This window comes from Clostridium sp. AF27-2AA, assembly GCF_003478505.1.
In the GTDB taxonomy this organism is placed as follows: Bacteria; Bacillota; Clostridia; order Lachnospirales; family Lachnospiraceae; genus Brotaphodocola.
In genome coordinates this window covers 94,211-109,860 of record NZ_QUFI01000001.1, presented here as the reverse complement: position 1 = coordinate 109,860, position 15,650 = coordinate 94,211, and the positions used below count along the sequence as shown (strand labels likewise).

Below are 15,650 nucleotides of genomic sequence, written 5' to 3'. Positions count from 1 at the left end.
GTTGCAGCTTTGTTCGCTTGCGCTGCGCCTCCCGATAGAAATGTGGTATATCCTCCGTATGCCCATTTGAATCCGTATACAGTCCATCGGACTTATAATCAAGTCCAAGGACGTTTTCCGGCTTCAGTACAACAGGAGTGATATCCGGCACTTCTTTCTTATACGTGATGCTTACATAATATCGATTGTCTGCTTCCAGACTGACCGTGACGTAACAGATACTGCCATCCGGGATTCTCGTTTCCGGTGTCCGGACCCATCCGAGACATGGAAGCTTTACTCTATGCGGTTCAACACATATGACGCTTGCATGCGTAGTCGTATAAGATTGTTTTCCACGCTTGCTGTGAAACCTTGGATAACTACCCTGTTTATGAAAAAATCGATCAAACGCTGCATTCAGCTGACGGCAAGCATACTGTAATGCCTTTGAGTCTGCTTCCTTAAGCCATGGAAGATAGTTCTTCATTTCTGGAAGGAGATTCTGCATGGCATAGTAATTAAGATGTTCCTTGCGACGATTGTAGATCACCGTATTTCGTTCAAGCATCTTGTTGTAGATGTATCGGCAATGACTGAGTGTCACATCTATCTTATGGCGCTGCTCATCGTCTGGATAGATCCGCATCCTGATGGCCCGATTAAGAATCATACGTTGCCTCCTTTCAACCACTTATTGAGGAAACCGAATTTTACGTGAATGGCATTTTCAACCATTTATTTCGGTTAGCCCGTATCTTACTGCGTTTAAGCCTCTCTCTTTGTGAGAATCGAAATTCCGTTTTTTACACTTATCGACAAGATATTACCGCTACTATCCACACTTCTAGGTGCTTTCATAACATACTATGTTACGGTACTTAGCAAAAAAAATGAGATAAAGGTTAATGCACAAACTAAAGCAAGAGATGAATATTGGATACCTTGCTCTATGGCAATCTCAAATTTGCAAAAGAAAATTGCAGCATTAACAAAAGATGAAAACTGTTACGTTAGCTTTCAAGGAGAAAATAGTTGCGAACTACAAACTGCTGAATTATTAAAATATCTTCAAGCAGATAAAAGAGTTTTCTTTTATGAAAGAACCAGAAACATATTGAGCTTATTAGAAAAGAACATACAGGATTTTGAAAATGCAGTAGATAATGATGTTCAATCTCTCATAAAAGATTTCCGCAAACATTACTATTCTATGCTTCACAATTTTTCAGTCTATATCAACAACAACTGTACCGATTGTGCAATAACTATCAAAAAGACTTTGCCGCAGGAAATAAAAACTGCTCTATTAACACACAACGGTATCGTTTGGCATGGACAAGTAGTAAATGTTGACTTTATCAGAGGCGATTACGACCTTTCAAACACCTTTTCAACCGATATGTCCTATTCCTCTGATGATTTTTATTTTGATGTATGGTATCAAATAAAAGAGGGGTGCAAACAAAGAGAGGAATTTGGTTTAGCCCCCGAACAACAATTAGGTTTAGATGTTCTTGACTTTGAATATGAGAATATCGGCAAATTTGCTAACATACTAAACCAAGCTATTAAAACCAAAGATTATCAAGCAGAATATACAAAGATATTTGAAACGTTATCTTTACTACAATCAGAAATTTTAAATAACATTGACAAAGCCACAATTTTATAATTTCAATCCAAGTAGACGTTCAGCAATGAGCGTCTATTTTTTTACCCCAAAACCAGAAAGGAGCTGATACACCATGCCTGTATTCCGAGTGGAAAAGACAAGTAGCTACACCGTTATGTCGAACCACCACCTACGCAACCCAGATTTAACCCTAAAGGCAAAGGGACTTCTTTCTCTTATGCTCTCACTTCCCGAAAATTGGGACTACACCTTAAAAGGGCTGTCCTGTATCTGCCGGGAAAATGTTGACGCTATCCGCACCGCTGTATGGGAGCTGGAAAAAGCCGGGTACATTACCCGCAGACAGGGACGAGATGAAAAAGGGAAAATGACTGCTATTGAATACACAATATATGAATTTCCCCAGCCGCCGAAGCCCAAAATCCCGGTATCGGAAAATCCAATATCGGATAACCCGACAACGGAAATCCCGGTATCGGAAAATCCAACGCAATTAAATAAAGATAGATCAACCAAAGATTTATTAAATACAGATGTATCAAGTACCTATTCCATTCCTTTCCAGAAAGAAGCGGCTGCACCGCCGGAACGGAAAGGAAACGGATATACCAACATGGACGCAGTAAGGGCTTATGAGGAAGTCATTAAAGACAATATCGAATACCCCTATCTGATACAGGACAAGTCCGTTGACAAAGGTATGCTGGACGAGATTGTTTCCCTTATGCTGGAAACCGTCTGTACCCGCCGCAAGATGATACGGATTGCCGGAGACGATTATCCGGCAGAGCTGGTAAAAAGCAAATTTATGAAGCTAAACAGCAGTCATATCCGTTTTGTGCTGGACTGTATGCACCAGAACACCACCAAGATACGCAATATCAAAAAGTATCTGCTTGCGGTACTGTTCAACGCACCAAACACCATTGACAGCTATTACACCGCCCTAGTCAACCACGATATGTACGGCGGTGCTTGAAAGGAGGACAACACATGACAATCAAACCGGGAACGCTGGTTTATGACAAGGAAAGCGGACGCTATGACATACGCTCCGGCTTAAACGAGTATTACGGGGGCTTACATTGCGGACAGAGCTTTGAAGTCTTTGACGGGAAGCATTGGAAGCCTACCCGTATCGAAATGGATATGTGCCGGAACTGGTATCTGGTGGGTATCGACACCGACAATTTAGAGGGCTTACGGGTACGGAGAAATGCAAAGAGATAATACAGGGACAGCCGCAGAAACGGTATGTCCCTTTTTTCATGCCCGACCACCACCTAAATCACCCAATCCCACGAAAGGAGGAAAATCATGCAGGAACAAGTCAACGAAAAAACCGTTGCCCTATCCATAAAAACCGCCAAACTGACCGCTTCCGTTTTGCAGGCAGCTCTTAAAAAATTCCTGCAAGCCCAGAAAAATAAGCAACCCAAGCAGTACCAGGGAAAACAGACCCTAAAGCAGCTTATAAAGCAGAATACAGGCGTATCAAACATTGAAATCGCAGACGAAAACATCAAAGCCTTTGAGCCAATCGCCAGAAAGCACGGGCTTGATTACAGCTTAAAGAAAATCAAGGACGAGAACCCGCCCCGGTATCTGGTTTTCTTTAAGGGACGGGACATAGACGTTATGACCGAAGCGTTTCGGGAGTTTACCGCTACCCAGCTTAACCGCCAAAAAAAGCCGTCTATCCGTAAAGTCCTTGCTGCCTTTAAAGAAAAGGCAAAGGAGCTTAACAATAGCCGGGATAAAGTAAAAAACAAGGACAGGGGGCGTGAGCTATGAAACCAAATGTAAAAAAGCTGCTTATCCTTAATCTGCCGTACCTGTTCTTTGTATGGCTGTTTATGAAAGTGGGCGAAGCATACCGATTGGAGGACTTATATAACGCCTTAAAGGAACAGCCGGAAGCGGAAGCCCAGAGGGTAGCCGCCGCATTGGAACTATATGTGCATGGCAGCCTTAACGTGTTCAACCACCGCACCAACATAGACATACATAACCGCCTTGTGTGCTTTGACATTAAGGAGCTGGGGAAGCAGCTTAAAAAGCTGGGTATGCTGATTATACAGGATCAGGTCTGGGGACGTGTGACCGAGAACCGGGAGCTGCACGCAAATACATGGTTTTATTGTGATGAATTTCACTTGCTGTTAAAGGAGGAACAAACAGCCGCCTACTCCGTGGAAATCTGGAAGCGTTCCCTTTGTTGACCGCTTCCCTACCGATACGGAGCTGTACCACATAATGACAACACGCCCGGAGGAACTTGCCAATGGAGCGTAACAATCATCTTTTGTTGGAGATAAGGGAGCTGCCGCAGACGGAAGCGGTTGCGTTTATTCGGAGCTACCACTATTCAAAGGTACTGCCCCGCCTTATCAAGTATTATTTGGGCTTTTATGCAGACGAACAGCTCTTAGGGGTAGTCACGTTAGGCTGGGGAACACAGCCCTTACAGACCATAAAAAAGATATTTCCAAAGCATGACCTTGTAACTGCGTCCTATCTGGAAATCGGGAAAATGTGTTTTCTACCCTCTGAAAATCATAACGGGTATTTTGGCAGCCTTGCCCTCTCAACACTTGCAAAGTGGCTACGGGAGAATACGGGCTGCTTATTTTTATATACCCTTGCAGACGGCATTATGGGAAAATGCGGCTATGTATACCAAGCTGCTAATTTCCGCTACTTAGGGTGCTTTACTACAAGCGTTTACCGCTGTATGGCTACCGGGGAAAAGATACACCCCCGGAGTGCCGGACAGCTCCTAAAAGAAAACGCTGCCCTAGAGGGCGTTCAAAAAAAATGCTGGTTATCCCATGAATTTTGCGCCGCAAAAGGAATTGAAAAAATTAACGGGAGAATGTTCCGATATATCTACCCGTTACAGAAACAGGCACGAAAAATCTTAGACAGCTACCCACAGTATCAAGGCTTGCACTATCCCAAAGAAAAAGATTTATTTTTTGCCAGACGGACAGGCGAAAGACAATATATCCAGATTGCACAACCCACCTTTAACCGGGACGTGTGCCAATATAACCCGCAAAGCTACGGGACAGACAAGGAGGTGTGAGCTTGCAGCAGTTTAAGGCAAAGGACAAAATCACGCAGAAAATGACCCGTGACGGTGTTGTGGAAACCAATAAGGCTACCGGGGAGCAGACAAGAACCAGCAGCCGGGAAGCGGAAACCGATTATACCGAAAAATCTACCGCAGAAAAAGTCATTGACAAATCAAGTTATAGCGCAGGGAAACGGAAAGCCGGGAAACAGGCAAAGAAAGCCACAAAGGAAAACAAGCAGGCTGAAAAAGCCCTTAACCGTGAAAATCCCCGTCTGCATTTTTCCGAGGAAGAACGTGCCGACCCGGATTTGCAAAAGGCAATCCGTAAATCAGAAAAGGCAGCGGACAGGCTGGATACGGCAAAGGCGAATATCCCCAAACAGAAACGCATTAAAGCCGCCAGACGCTTTGATGAAGCAACCGGGCGGGCAAAGACCCGCCTGTACTTTGAAGAACGGGACAAACCGCCAAACGGGAAGTTCAAGCACAATCCGGCAGAACGACCTATTCGGGAAGTGACCTCTTTCATACACGGCAAAGTACACGAGGTAGAAAAAGATAACTCCGGCGTGGAGGGCGCACATAAGACGGAGCTTTTAGCAGAACGGGCGGCAGGCACAGCCAGACGCAAAATAAGGGAGGGTATCAGAAGCCATAAGCTAAAGCCCTACCGGAAACTTGAAAAAGCGCAAGCGAAAAGCCAAAAGGCAGATATAAACTACCTGTACCAAAAGACCCTCAAAGAACACCCGGATATTGCAGACAACTCCCTCTCCCACTTTTACCAAAAACAGAAAATCAAGCTGCAATATGCAAGGGACTTACGGGCAAAACAGAAAACCGCTGGTGCAGCCGGAAAAACAGCAAAAGCCGCCAAAAAGACGGCAAAGGAAGCCGCTAATAGTGCAAAGAATACCACAGATTTTTTTGTGAAGCAGTGGAAACTGATTTTACTTATCCTTGCTTTTTTGCTGCTCTTTGCCCTGCTCTCTGCGGGGCTGACTTCCTGCTCTGCCATGTTTGAGGGCGGTTTGACTTCCATTATTGGCACGTCCTACACCGCCGAAGATGAAGCTATCCGGGAAGTGGAAGCTGACTATAAGGCATTGGAAAGTGAGCTGCGGGAGAAAATCGAAAATATTGAAACCGATTACCCGGACTATGACGAATACCAATACCACTTAGACGAAATCGGGCATAACCCTTTTGAATCGGCTTCTTATCTGACCGCAAAGCTGCATGACTACACCAGAGCGGAAGCACAGGCAGAAATACAAGCCCTGTTTGAAAAGCAATATACCCTTACCCTGCGGGAAGAAGTACAGACACGCTACCGCACGGAAACCACCACCGACCCGGAAACCGGGGAAACAACCACCGAGGAAGTCCCCTACGACTATTGCATTCTCCATGTGACCCTAACAAACAAAAACATCTCTACCCTTGCCGGGGAGCTTCTTACCTCACAGCAAAAGGAAATGTTTGATATTTACATGGAAACCAAAGGCAATAAGCCGGACGTGTTCGGAGAAAATATCTATGCCGGGACACCGGGCGGCGGGCAGTATACCGATTATGAGATACCGCCGGACGCTCTATCTGATGAACGCTTTGCCGCCATGATTGCGGAAGCAGAAAAATATTTAGGCTACCCTTATGTGTGGGGCGGCAGCTCTCCGAGTACCAGCTTTGATTGTTCCGGCTTTGTGTGCTGGGTAATCAATCAGTCCGGCGTGGGAAATGTGGGGCGAACTACCGCACAAGGTATTTTCAACTACACAACGCCAATCGCACCAAGCGAAGCTAAGCCGGGGGATATTATCTTTTTTACCGGGACATATGACAGCGGAAGTGCGGTAAGCCATGTAGGAATTTATGTTGGTAACGGCATGATGATACATTGCGGCAACCCGATTTCCTATGCGTCCGTCAATACCCCTTATTGGCAGCAACATTTTTATGCTTATGGGCGGTTGCCATAACACAAAGAAAGGAGTTTTTCACATGATGAAGTTAGAAAGAATTGAAGCGGAAATTGCAAAGACCAAAGAAACAATTTCCAAACAACAGACAAGGCTTAGAGAACTGGAAGCCCAGAAAACCGAGGTAGAGAATTTGCAGATCGTTCAAATGGTGCGTGCGTTACGCATGACCCCGGCAGAGCTTTCCACCTTTTTAAACGGCAAACAGGAAAGCCCTTTAAAGGCTGCCCCTGCTGCTTCCACCACAAACACATTTACCAGACAGGAGGACACCGAGAATGAGTAAAAAAATCTTACATACCTTTATGACACTTGCTGCCGCCCTTATCCTTACGGGCGGCTTTTCCATGACTGCCTATGCAGGCGGCGGAGAGGAATACAAAATAACCGAACCTACACCTGCCACAGAGCCGGAGGAAACCACAGAACCCAGCGACCCTCTGACCCCGGAGGGCAACGCTACCCTTGTTGATGATATTTACGGAGAGAATAAGCAGCTTATCACGGTAACAACCAAATCGGGCAACTATTTCTATATCCTGATTGACCGAGCCGCCGATGGAGAAAATACCGTGCATTTCCTTAACAAAGTAGATGAAGCTGACCTTATGGCACTTATGGAGGAAACCGAAACTGCGGAAGAAACTACCATAATGCCCCAGAGCTGTATCTGTACCGATAAATGCGAAGCCGGGAGCGTCAACGAGAGCTGCCCGGTCTGCCTTAACAATCTTTCTGCCTGCACCGGGAAAGAGATAGTACAGGAAGAAAGTACAGAGCCGGAAACGGAGCAGCCTGCCGGAAAAAGTCCGCTAAAAAGTATCTGCCTGCTATTCCTTTTAACCCTGTTTGCAGGCGGTGGGGCGTTCTATTATTTCAAGTTTATTAAACCAAAGGACACTACAAAGGGAAGCACAGATTTTTCCGATTTTGACTTTGAGGACGAGGACGAAGAAACCGAATATGAGGACGAAACAGACACCGAAGCCCCAGAGGACGCAGACACCGGGGAAACTGACCCTGCGGAGGAAAATGTATGACGTGGTTTACAGACAGCCCCTTTGAAAAAATGATGACCCAAAGACCTAACGGGCGGCGTGAAAATGCACCGTCCGTTTCTCATGCTCCAGCTTGTAAGGGCTGCGCCTATAAGAGGAATAGCCCTTGCGTGGGGTATTGTATTAGAAAGGTGCAAAATATTACGAAGAACCTTTAGTAGATGTTGTTTCCATTTTCCTGTCAACAAAGGAAATTAGTCTATTTGCAAAAAAATCTGTAAACGAAACATCTAATAAAAGAATTGCAAAAGTCCACAGTGTAATTGTATCACTATTAAATGCAGCTAAAAATAAAATCCAGTTATGCGCTTGTGCAAACAGCATTGATAGAAATAGAAGCAGTGAAAAGATAGTATACACAGGTAAATACCATTTAAACATTTTTTCTACTTGAATAGATAATAAATGATTTTTTACACATATTTCACTTTTTCTTTCCATTTCTTCTTTCCACGCTTGAACCTTACCGTCCGTATCAACATCTTCAAAAGGGACAATACTATCATATATGGCTTTAGCTTCACGGTAATCTGCATGGGAAGCGCTGATTTTTTCTAAAAGAATTTGCTCTGCCTTATCCTTTATTTTATACATAAAATCAATAATACCGATTAAAAATAGTGGTACTATTGCCGCTTTTGCAATATTAGAAACATACTCTGTTGTATAAAAGGTATTTATCAAAGCTAGTAAACAAACAACACCAAACAAGGCATAACTAAATATGTTTTTTACTTTCGTAATAATCCCACCTTTCATAAATTTGTTTCATTGTATCATCAATCAACTAAATTATAAAGGAGATTTTAATATGCAGTTAGTAATTGCAGAAAAGCCAAATGTGGCTATGAGTATTGCCGCTGTCTTAGGTGCTGACAAAAGACAGGACGGCTATATGGAGGGCAACGGTTATCTAGTAGGCTGGTGCGTGGGACACTTAGCCGGGCTTGCAGACGCTTCCCATTACGGGGACTATAAAAAATGGCGTTATGAGAATTTACCTATCCTGCCGGAAACATGGCAGACCGTAATTGCCCCGGACAAAAAAGAACCCTTTGACACGCTGAAAAACCTTATGGAGCGTGAGGACGTGACCGAGCTTGTTTGCGCCACGGACGCAGGACGTGAGGGAGAACTTATCTTCCGCTTTGTCTATGAAAAAACAGGGTGTCAAAAACCGTTCTATCGGTTGTGGATCAGCAGCATGGAGGAAAGCGCAATCAAGAAAGGATTTGAAGATTTGAGAGCCGGGCATGATTACGACAACCTTTACCAATCGGCATTATGCCGGGCAAAGGCTGACTGGCTAATCGGTATCAATGCGACCCGTCTTTTCTCTGTCCTTTACAATCATACCTTGAATGTGGGACGGGTACAGACCCCTACCCTCTCCCTTTTGGTGGAACGTGACAACGCTATCCAGAGCTTTGAAAAGAAAAAATATTATGTGGTACATATTGGGAACGGAAATCTGGAAGCCGTAAGCCCGCCGTACACAGAAAAAGCCGAAGCGGAAAAGCTGCGGGCTGCTTGTGACGGGCAGACGGCAACCTGTACGTCATATCAGAAGGAAAATAAAACCGAGAACCCGCCTAAATTGTTTGACCTTACTTCACTTCAAAGGGAAGCAAACAGACTTTACGGATATACAGCAAAGCAGACCCTTGATTATACCCAATCACTCTATGAGAAAAAGCTCTGCACCTATCCCAGAACCGACAGCCAATATTTAACGGACGATATGCTCCCTACCGTGGAAAATTTAATATCGGGATTGTTTGATGTGCTGACCTTTGCAAAGGGGATTGACCTTCCCCCGGATATTCCCCGTATCTTAAACAGCAAAAAGGTATCAGACCACCACGCTATCATTCCCACCGCCGAAGCCATAAAGACCGCCCCTGCCGCCCTGCCGGAAAGTGAAAGAAATATCCTGTTTTTAATTGCGGCAAAGTTGCTTATGGCAGTTGCACAGCCCTTTGAATATGAAACCGTGACCGCTTCTTTTTCCTGCGGTGGAATGACTTTTGCGGCAAAGGGAAAAACTGTTAAGAAAGAGGGCTACAAAGAGTTAGAACGCCGTTTCCGCTCCACCTTAAAGGAGCAGACAGAGGATAAGAAAAATAAGGACGTTTACCTGCCGGAGCTTAGTGAAGGACAGACCTTTCCTGCAATGACGGCGAAGCTTTCCGAACATGACAGCACCCCGCCCAAACCTTACACGGAAGATACTCTGCTGTCGGCTATGGAGCGTGCCGGAAATGAGGATATAACCGAAGAAGCAGAACGTAAAGGCTTAGGGACACCCGCCACCCGTGCGGCTGAGGTCATGGGCTTAGAGATAGCGATAGCTGATGAACTGTTAGCGGAAGCCTTACAGACTTTGCCACAGGACAGATTAGAAATCGTCCTGCTATCTTATTTCTTAGGTATGTCTGACCCGGAAATTGCCGACCAGCTCAACCTTGTGCGCCGGACGGTAGCCTACCGCCGGACAAGCTCTTTACAGGCACTCAAAAAATTTATGGAGGGACAAGCTGATGAATAAATCCATGATGAAAAAGCAAAGCAAAAACGGCGGTAAGGGCTTACTTCCCTACCCTGTAATTGCGGCGGCTGTTTCCGGCAACGTGGACGCTATCAACAAAGTCTTGAAGCACTATGAGGGCTACATAGCCAAATTGTCTACACGAACCATGTATGACGAAGCAGGCAACCCACATTTGTGCGTTGATGAAGAACTGCGCCGCCGTTTGGAAACAAAATTGATTACCAAGATTTTGACCTTTAAGGCAGCCTAATAAAAGCCCACAAGGGGGGAATGTGACAACTCCCCTTTCCACTTCCCCGGCGTGGGCTTTTTTTGTGCTTATCATTCCACAAAAGCATATCTTTCCCTGTGTGCTTTTGCGGGCTGACAAACCCCTGTACTTTGACAAAGAAAGCGTATCACGCAGCATAGGGCAATCGGATACGTTCTGTATACGGCGAGCCTGCGGGCTGGTACGCCATGACCCGTATACAGGGATAATGATACACCCGTATGACACGGCTACTCACAAGAATGAGAGGGGTGCAAGTCCCGTGGAGCTGCCAAGCCGTCCGAAAGCTCATAAAACCTTAAATCAACATTTGCAAGAAAATAATCATTTCACTTTTACTGAAAATCTGATATGATCGTAGACAAGATATTGAGGTTTTCGTATCTGGTCTATGGAAAGGAGGATAATGGTTACAGTAACCAAGAGCGATTTAATCGCACTAGGATATGGAACATCTTTTGCGGCAAACATCATAAGGGAAGCAAAAAAACTAATGATTTCCAAAGGACACACCTACTATCAGTCCAGAAAACTTGACAGAGTACCAAAGGAAGCCGTAGAGGAAATATTGGGAATTACCATTCCAGACAGGCAAAACTGATTGTACTTCTTGCATGATATGTAAGGAGTGAAATCATGGCAAAAGACCCAATCAAAAAAGCTGATAACGGAACTTATTATTTTAGAGCAAATTTAGGTTATAACCCGATTACAGGAAAACAGATACAGAAATATCGCAGCGGCTTTCAGACAAAGAAAGAAGCAAGGGAAGAATATTCCAAGCTGGTATTGACTTCCACAGCAGAGCTTACCGAGAAAAAGAAAACAATTTCTTTCCAGCAGTTTATTGAGGAAACCTATCTCCCGTGGTACAAAACACAGGTAAAAGAAAGCACCTACTTAAACCGCCGTTCTACCATTCAGAAGCATTTTTCCTACTTCTACAAAATGGCAACGGACGAGATAGAGCCTATCAATGTTCAGAATTGGCAGTTAGAGCTTGCAAAGGAATTTAGCCCTAACTATATCCGTATCGTACAGGGTATGCTTTCGATTGCATTTGACAGGGCTATTGTTCTGGGTATCGCAAAAAAGAACCCGTCACGAATGGTTGGCAACATCAAAAGCAAAAAGACGAAAGTAGACTTTTGGACGTTGGAGGAATTTCAGAAAGTGATCTCCCTGCTCTATAAGGGCGATTACTACGAACATTACCTGTTTATCTCTTTCTGGTTATTATTTATGACAGGAATGAGAATAGGAGAAGCGGCAGCTTTGCAATGGTCTGATATTGATTTTGAAACAGGGCTTTTGAATATCAATAAGACCCTGTACTATAAGTCAATGGACGAGTACAAATTTGTTGATCCTAAGACACAAGCCAGCGTCCGCACTATTTACATAGACGCCGACACTATCCGGGAGCTGAAAGCATGGAGAGCGGTACAGCAAAAGGTATTAAAAGGCTGCGGTTTTATATTAAGTTATAGCGGTATTCCAACCAGCAAACATACATTACCACGGGCTTTGGAAAAACTTGCCTGGCTTGCTGGCGTACACCGTATCAAAATTCACGCTCTAAGACATTCTCACGCTTCCCTGCTAATCAGCATGGGCGAAAACCCTTTACTGATCAAGGAACGTCTGGGACATGAGAAGATACAGACCACGTTAGGAACATACGGACATTTATATCCGAACACCAATCTTGAAGTTGCCCATAAATTAACTGGCGTACTGCATTATACTCCGGCAACACAGAGTATCGCAGATTACACCAGCAATCAATTCACAGCAAACTATCATAGAGAATTAGAATAAAAGATGCAATCATAATGCAATGAAAAAGAGAAAAAGCCGCAAAACCCTTGATTTTACGGGCTTTGCTACTTAGCTTCAACTATTCAAACTCCCTGCAACTATAACATAATTGTTAAATATTCATTCGTCTTTTGTTGATTTTTATATTTATAATATCAAAATTTCACGCCGTATTCATAGTTTCCGATCAAGCAGGTATCATACGGGTATCACGAATAAGAGCGAATAAATCTAATATAATTATTTTCGTTTCGTTACTTTTGTTTCCACAATAGTTCCATTTGGATATTGTGTTGCACTATATTTAGAATTTCCATTATCTGTTTGCACTTTAACTACCCGTCGATTAGAATCAGTAACGCGTGCTTCTAATCTGTCTCCCGGTTTATTTAAAATTCCCGGTTTGCTAACAATCTCTGAATCATCCTTTTTCCCAAATATATTTAATAAATTTTTCATTTGACCTCCTTGTTCATAAATACAACATGGTGCTAGCACCATGTAAATACTACACCTAAGGGAAATCCGGGACAGATATTACCTGCCCCTATGCTTCTCTTTTCTTTTCTGCTGTTTCAGTTCAAACTGTCTCTGTTTCTCTGCTTCCCGCTGTTCCCGGCTCACAGTCTTGCGTTCAGTTTTCAACTGCTCCTGCTGTAATTTCAAAGCCTGTTGCGACTTCGTGCCGATCCCGGTATTCTGTACCTGTTTCCGCACTTCTCTCTGTACCCGTTTCGGATTGCGAACAGCTTCTTTTACATCAGTTGCCACAGCCGGACTAAATTTCAGTCGATAGTAATTTCTCAAAACAAAATCGTATACCTCATAATCTTTCGGCTCCGCCCCAAACGTAACCTTGCATACAGATAATTTCCCCTCCGATATGCGTTCAAACACCCCTATCCAGAATGGTTCCTCAAAAAATACTGTCAATCTGCATGATACTTTGTCCATGACAATTCCTCCTTAAAAATTGTACTGAACAAAGAACGGACGACCCAAGGAGGGAGGGCTACTTACACCAAAACGGTGCGGCCGGACTACCTACCGGCTCTATAAGAGATGTTATCCCTTACGTTGTGTTTTTATCTCTGCTCTTTGATTTTAGCATATTATCAGCAATTTTGCCACAAGAAATAAGGGGCACAGCCGCCGCCATGCCCCAAATTCCTACCGTTCCAATTCTCTCTCGATTTTCTGCTTCTGCCCTTTCAAATCATTCTGCTTCTCATACAAGCTCTCACGTTCTTTACAGAGTGACTTCATGTGCTCCAACTGCGTCCGCACTCCCTCCCGGCAATCCGGCTCTATCCGCTTATATTCCCCGGTTATACTTCGTATCTCGTTATTGTTTGATTTTATCTGCTCCGACACACACATCCAGTCAATTAGATTGCGTACTTCTATATCTGTATCATACAAATCTGTTTCTGAAAGGATTTTCGCACACAGCCGAACCATAACTTTTTTCTCCATATCTGTCATTCTATCAATCCCCCTATCTGCTCATATCAAATACACGTTTCGGACGTTTATTTTCCTTTTCTGCCCATTCCAGAGCCTTAGACCGCTCAACTATCGACTGCACCTGTTCTCTGCCGAAATAGCGTTCCAAACGCTCCAAATCTTCCATTTTCTCCTGCAATCGGTCAATAATGTCGCTCTGCTCCATGACCTTATCTGTCAAGCGACTGATCTGCTGCTCCTGCCGGGTAACTTTATCTTTCAGTTTCTTTCCCTGTTCCGCAAGCTGAACGCATTTAATCGTCAGTGCTTTTATCGTCTCTTTCAATTTCTCCACAAGTGGAGAGGCTTTTTTATCCTTATAAGCCTTTGCAGACATCAACGCCGCCGGTTCAGGCAACTGCCACTTCTCGTCCTCGTCATAAGCGTGTATGTTCCGTTCCATGACCGCCTTAGACTGAACCATTTTCTCAATATCTTGTTGCAATTTCTTCTGTTGCTTCTCCAATTTCACATTATCAGACAGCAGCTTTTTCTTGTCCTCTGCCAGCGTTGTCGCCTGCTCCTTCAGCAAATCACTTGTTTCCGAAAGTTCCGACACTTCCTGCCGGATTGCTTCGCCCTTCTGCCGTATCTGCTCTGTTTCCTGCACTGCTTTTCTATGCTGAATCTGAATATCTGATAATCGCTCTTTTCCGTCAGAAATAGATTGCTCCAATTCTGCGACTTCCTTTGCCCGCTCCTTTTTCTCAAAGTCCAAAACAGATAAATGCTTTTCATGTGTGCCTTTCTTCTCCCACTCAATCCCATGTTCCAGCATAACGGCGGCAAGCTGTTCTTTCTCATAAGCCACCCACTGATTTAATTCCGTTTCCCGCCTTGTACCGCCTTTAAATCCGAGAGCAGATAACGCCTGTTTCAAAGAAACTCTTGTATCAAGTCCCCGCTTGCTTCCTGTCGTATACGGTACAAAATCTATATGCAAGTGGGGCGTTGCTTCGTCCATATGAAGATAGGCACTAAATACTCTTAACGTAGGATTTCGCCGCTGGAAATCCCGCATATATTTATCCAGCACCTTTGCCGCAAGCTGTCCGTTCTCTGTCTTTGCCCCCATGTTGTCCTTATCCCCGATTTGCAAAATAATTTCATGGAATGGCTTTTCCTGCTTGCCGGAACGGATTTTCTCATAATAATCGTCAATCCGGCGGTCACTTCTGGTCTGCTTCTCATTGTACCAGGCGAGTGCTTCATCAAATAATTCGTGATATACGTCCTTAACATTTTCATTGCAGTATTCCACGTTCAGACAGCTTCGCTCCGGGTCAGTATTCTTTGCATGGAATTTTCTGCTATTATGGTTGACAGAGCCTTTTCCTGTCATAAAGCTGATAGTTCGCTTCAATCAATATCCTTTCTCCCTGTCCGGGTAATCAGCGCCGGATACGGCGCATAGGCTTTGTTACTTTCGCCGAAAGTAACCGAAAGTAAACGCAAAAGCACTTTTGACAGGCTCCGCTCTATCAAAAGCTGCCTTTGCGCTCTGCCGAGGGCTTTTCCGTCCTACGGACGGAGCGGCTGTTCCCGCCGCTTTGCTTCCGCCGCCATAGCTTTTCGGATAACCGAAAGTACATTTTCTACCGTACATGCCTCCCACCCGCACAGCCATACCAGCGTCTGCATTTCTTCCGCAGTCAGTTCCACATTCCCAAATATTTCATTGAGTGCGGCAATCCTCCGGGCTTCGCTCTCATAAAAATATCTGTTCACGTTTCTTGTTCCCCATTCCGGCTGTCGTATCATATTCGC

At 44.4% G+C, this 15,650-nt stretch carries 19 protein-coding genes and 1 pseudogene; 14 read left to right on the top strand and 6 right to left on the bottom strand.

Annotated features, from left to right (window positions below; all coding sequences use genetic code 11):
- Positions 1 to 931 precede the first annotated feature (931 nt).
- From DWY84_RS00565 to DWY84_RS17610, 10 genes and pseudogenes are all read left to right on the top strand, one after another.
- Positions 932 to 1,654 (top strand): hypothetical protein, encoded by a 723-nt coding sequence (locus DWY84_RS00565; protein WP_118529919.1) that lies wholly within the window; start codon positions 932 to 934, stop codon positions 1,652 to 1,654.
- A gap of 73 nt (positions 1,655 to 1,727) precedes the next feature.
- On the top strand, positions 1,728 to 2,594 hold the full coding sequence (locus DWY84_RS00560; protein WP_118529917.1) for a DUF6017 domain-containing protein: 867 nt from the start codon (positions 1,728 to 1,730) through the stop codon (positions 2,592 to 2,594).
- A 14-nt stretch (positions 2,595 to 2,608) separates the two neighbouring features.
- Entirely contained in the window at positions 2,609 to 2,845 is a 237-nt protein-coding gene (locus DWY84_RS00555; protein WP_118529915.1) for a DUF5348 domain-containing protein, read from the top strand.
- A gap of 87 nt (positions 2,846 to 2,932) precedes the next feature.
- Positions 2,933 to 3,409 carry a PcfB family protein gene (locus tag DWY84_RS00550; protein WP_118529913.1) on the top strand — a complete coding sequence of 159 codons (477 nt, stop codon included), beginning with the start codon at positions 2,933 to 2,935 and terminating at the stop codon, positions 3,407 to 3,409.
- Between the two features lie 86 nt (positions 3,410 to 3,495).
- Positions 3,496 to 3,910, top strand: a pseudogene (locus tag DWY84_RS00545) (hypothetical protein); the annotation flags it as partial.
- Complete coding sequence (locus DWY84_RS00540; RefSeq protein ID WP_118529911.1) at positions 3,900 to 4,703, top strand: hypothetical protein; 804 nt, start codon at positions 3,900 to 3,902, stop codon at positions 4,701 to 4,703. The pseudogene DWY84_RS00545 and the gene DWY84_RS00540, both read left to right, overlap by 11 nt.
- A 2-nt stretch (positions 4,704 to 4,705) precedes the next feature.
- On the top strand, positions 4,706 to 6,676 hold the full coding sequence (locus DWY84_RS00535) for a C40 family peptidase (protein ID WP_118529909.1): 1,971 nt from the start codon (positions 4,706 to 4,708) through the stop codon (positions 6,674 to 6,676).
- Positions 6,677 to 6,698: 22 nt separating this feature from the next.
- Entirely contained in the window at positions 6,699 to 6,962 is a 264-nt protein-coding gene (locus tag DWY84_RS00530; RefSeq protein ID WP_118529907.1) for a DUF4315 family protein, read from the top strand.
- The gene (locus tag DWY84_RS00525) at positions 6,955 to 7,716 is read left to right on the top strand and encodes a DUF4366 domain-containing protein (protein WP_118529905.1); all 762 of its coding nucleotides are present in this window, start codon (positions 6,955 to 6,957) and stop codon (positions 7,714 to 7,716) included. Before DWY84_RS00530 ends, DWY84_RS00525 begins: the two co-directional genes overlap by 8 nt.
- Positions 7,713 to 7,892, top strand: coding sequence for a hypothetical protein (locus DWY84_RS17610; protein WP_118529903.1), 180 nt, complete (start codon positions 7,713 to 7,715; stop codon positions 7,890 to 7,892). The genes DWY84_RS00525 and DWY84_RS17610 overlap by 4 nt, the downstream gene beginning before the upstream one ends.
- On the opposite strand, the gene DWY84_RS00515 is transcribed toward DWY84_RS17610, so the two are convergent.
- Entirely contained in the window at positions 7,876 to 8,493 is a 618-nt protein-coding gene (locus DWY84_RS00515; RefSeq protein WP_118529901.1) for a hypothetical protein, read from the bottom strand. The genes DWY84_RS17610 and DWY84_RS00515 overlap by 17 nt on opposite strands.
- A gap of 52 nt (positions 8,494 to 8,545) precedes the next feature.
- Between DWY84_RS00515 and DWY84_RS00510 the strand changes: the two genes are divergently transcribed.
- From DWY84_RS00510 to DWY84_RS00495, 4 genes are all read left to right on the top strand, one after another.
- Positions 8,546 to 10,282 carry a DNA topoisomerase gene (locus DWY84_RS00510; RefSeq protein ID WP_118529899.1) on the top strand — a complete coding sequence of 579 codons (1,737 nt, stop codon included), beginning with the start codon at positions 8,546 to 8,548 and terminating at the stop codon, positions 10,280 to 10,282.
- A 7-nt stretch (positions 10,283 to 10,289) separates the two neighbouring features.
- Positions 10,290 to 10,535, top strand: coding sequence for a helix-turn-helix domain-containing protein (locus DWY84_RS00505; RefSeq protein WP_118530265.1), 246 nt, complete (start codon positions 10,290 to 10,292; stop codon positions 10,533 to 10,535).
- Positions 10,536 to 10,962: 427 nt separating this feature from the next.
- The gene (locus DWY84_RS00500) at positions 10,963 to 11,157 is read left to right on the top strand and encodes a DUF3173 domain-containing protein (RefSeq protein WP_118529897.1); all 195 of its coding nucleotides are present in this window, start codon (positions 10,963 to 10,965) and stop codon (positions 11,155 to 11,157) included.
- A 35-nt stretch (positions 11,158 to 11,192) separates the two neighbouring features.
- Complete coding sequence (locus DWY84_RS00495) at positions 11,193 to 12,377, top strand: site-specific integrase (protein ID WP_118529895.1); 1,185 nt, start codon at positions 11,193 to 11,195, stop codon at positions 12,375 to 12,377.
- 240 nt (positions 12,378 to 12,617) lie between these two features.
- On the opposite strand, the gene DWY84_RS00490 is transcribed toward DWY84_RS00495, so the two are convergent.
- From DWY84_RS00490 to DWY84_RS00470, 5 genes are all read right to left on the bottom strand, one after another.
- Positions 12,618 to 12,836, bottom strand: a complete 219-nt coding sequence (locus tag DWY84_RS00490) for a hypothetical protein (RefSeq protein WP_118529893.1) — start codon at positions 12,834 to 12,836, stop codon at positions 12,618 to 12,620.
- Positions 12,837 to 12,914: 78 nt separating this feature from the next.
- Positions 12,915 to 13,331 (bottom strand): YjdF family protein, encoded by a 417-nt coding sequence (locus tag DWY84_RS00485; protein WP_118529891.1) that lies wholly within the window; start codon positions 13,329 to 13,331, stop codon positions 12,915 to 12,917.
- A gap of 216 nt (positions 13,332 to 13,547) precedes the next feature.
- Entirely contained in the window at positions 13,548 to 13,862 is a 315-nt protein-coding gene (locus tag DWY84_RS00480; RefSeq protein ID WP_118529889.1) for a hypothetical protein, read from the bottom strand.
- A gap of 13 nt (positions 13,863 to 13,875) precedes the next feature.
- Positions 13,876 to 15,225, bottom strand: coding sequence for a plasmid recombination protein (locus tag DWY84_RS00475; RefSeq protein WP_118529887.1), 1,350 nt, complete (start codon positions 15,223 to 15,225; stop codon positions 13,876 to 13,878).
- 179 nt (positions 15,226 to 15,404) lie between these two features.
- Positions 15,405 to 15,644, bottom strand: a complete 240-nt coding sequence (locus tag DWY84_RS00470) for a hypothetical protein (RefSeq protein WP_118529885.1) — start codon at positions 15,642 to 15,644, stop codon at positions 15,405 to 15,407.
- Positions 15,645 to 15,650 lie beyond the last annotated feature (6 nt).

Excerpts from the sequence above, each read along its gene's own strand:
- DWY84_RS00470 (WP_118529885.1), bottom strand. The coding sequence starts at position 15,644 with ATGATACGACAGCCGGAATGGGGAACAAGAAACGTGAACAGATATTTT.
- DWY84_RS00525 (WP_118529905.1), top strand. The coding sequence starts at position 6,955 with ATGAGTAAAAAAATCTTACATACCTTTATGACACTTGCTGCCGCCCTT.
- DWY84_RS00565 (WP_118529919.1), top strand. The coding sequence starts at position 932 with ATGGCAATCTCAAATTTGCAAAAGAAAATTGCAGCATTAACAAAAGAT.
- DWY84_RS00475 (WP_118529887.1), bottom strand. The coding sequence starts at position 15,225 with ATGACAGGAAAAGGCTCTGTCAACCATAATAGCAGAAAATTCCATGCA.
- DWY84_RS00490 (WP_118529893.1), bottom strand. The coding sequence starts at position 12,836 with ATGAAAAATTTATTAAATATATTTGGGAAAAAGGATGATTCAGAGATT.
- DWY84_RS00480 (WP_118529889.1), bottom strand. The coding sequence starts at position 13,862 with ATGACAGATATGGAGAAAAAAGTTATGGTTCGGCTGTGTGCGAAAATC.
- DWY84_RS00510 (WP_118529899.1), top strand. The coding sequence starts at position 8,546 with ATGCAGTTAGTAATTGCAGAAAAGCCAAATGTGGCTATGAGTATTGCC.
- DWY84_RS00485 (WP_118529891.1), bottom strand. The coding sequence starts at position 13,331 with ATGGACAAAGTATCATGCAGATTGACAGTATTTTTTGAGGAACCATTC.
- DWY84_RS00505 (WP_118530265.1), top strand. The coding sequence starts at position 10,290 with ATGAAAAAGCAAAGCAAAAACGGCGGTAAGGGCTTACTTCCCTACCCT.
- DWY84_RS00515 (WP_118529901.1), bottom strand. The coding sequence starts at position 8,493 with ATGAAAGGTGGGATTATTACGAAAGTAAAAAACATATTTAGTTATGCC.
- DWY84_RS00560 (WP_118529917.1), top strand. The coding sequence starts at position 1,728 with ATGCCTGTATTCCGAGTGGAAAAGACAAGTAGCTACACCGTTATGTCG.
- DWY84_RS00540 (WP_118529911.1), top strand. The coding sequence starts at position 3,900 with ATGGAGCGTAACAATCATCTTTTGTTGGAGATAAGGGAGCTGCCGCAG.
- DWY84_RS00495 (WP_118529895.1), top strand. The coding sequence starts at position 11,193 with ATGGCAAAAGACCCAATCAAAAAAGCTGATAACGGAACTTATTATTTT.
- DWY84_RS00550 (WP_118529913.1), top strand. The coding sequence starts at position 2,933 with ATGCAGGAACAAGTCAACGAAAAAACCGTTGCCCTATCCATAAAAACC.
- DWY84_RS00530 (WP_118529907.1), top strand. The coding sequence starts at position 6,699 with ATGATGAAGTTAGAAAGAATTGAAGCGGAAATTGCAAAGACCAAAGAA.
- DWY84_RS17610 (WP_118529903.1), top strand. The coding sequence starts at position 7,713 with ATGACGTGGTTTACAGACAGCCCCTTTGAAAAAATGATGACCCAAAGA.
- DWY84_RS00555 (WP_118529915.1), top strand. The coding sequence starts at position 2,609 with ATGACAATCAAACCGGGAACGCTGGTTTATGACAAGGAAAGCGGACGC.
- DWY84_RS00500 (WP_118529897.1), top strand. The coding sequence starts at position 10,963 with ATGGTTACAGTAACCAAGAGCGATTTAATCGCACTAGGATATGGAACA.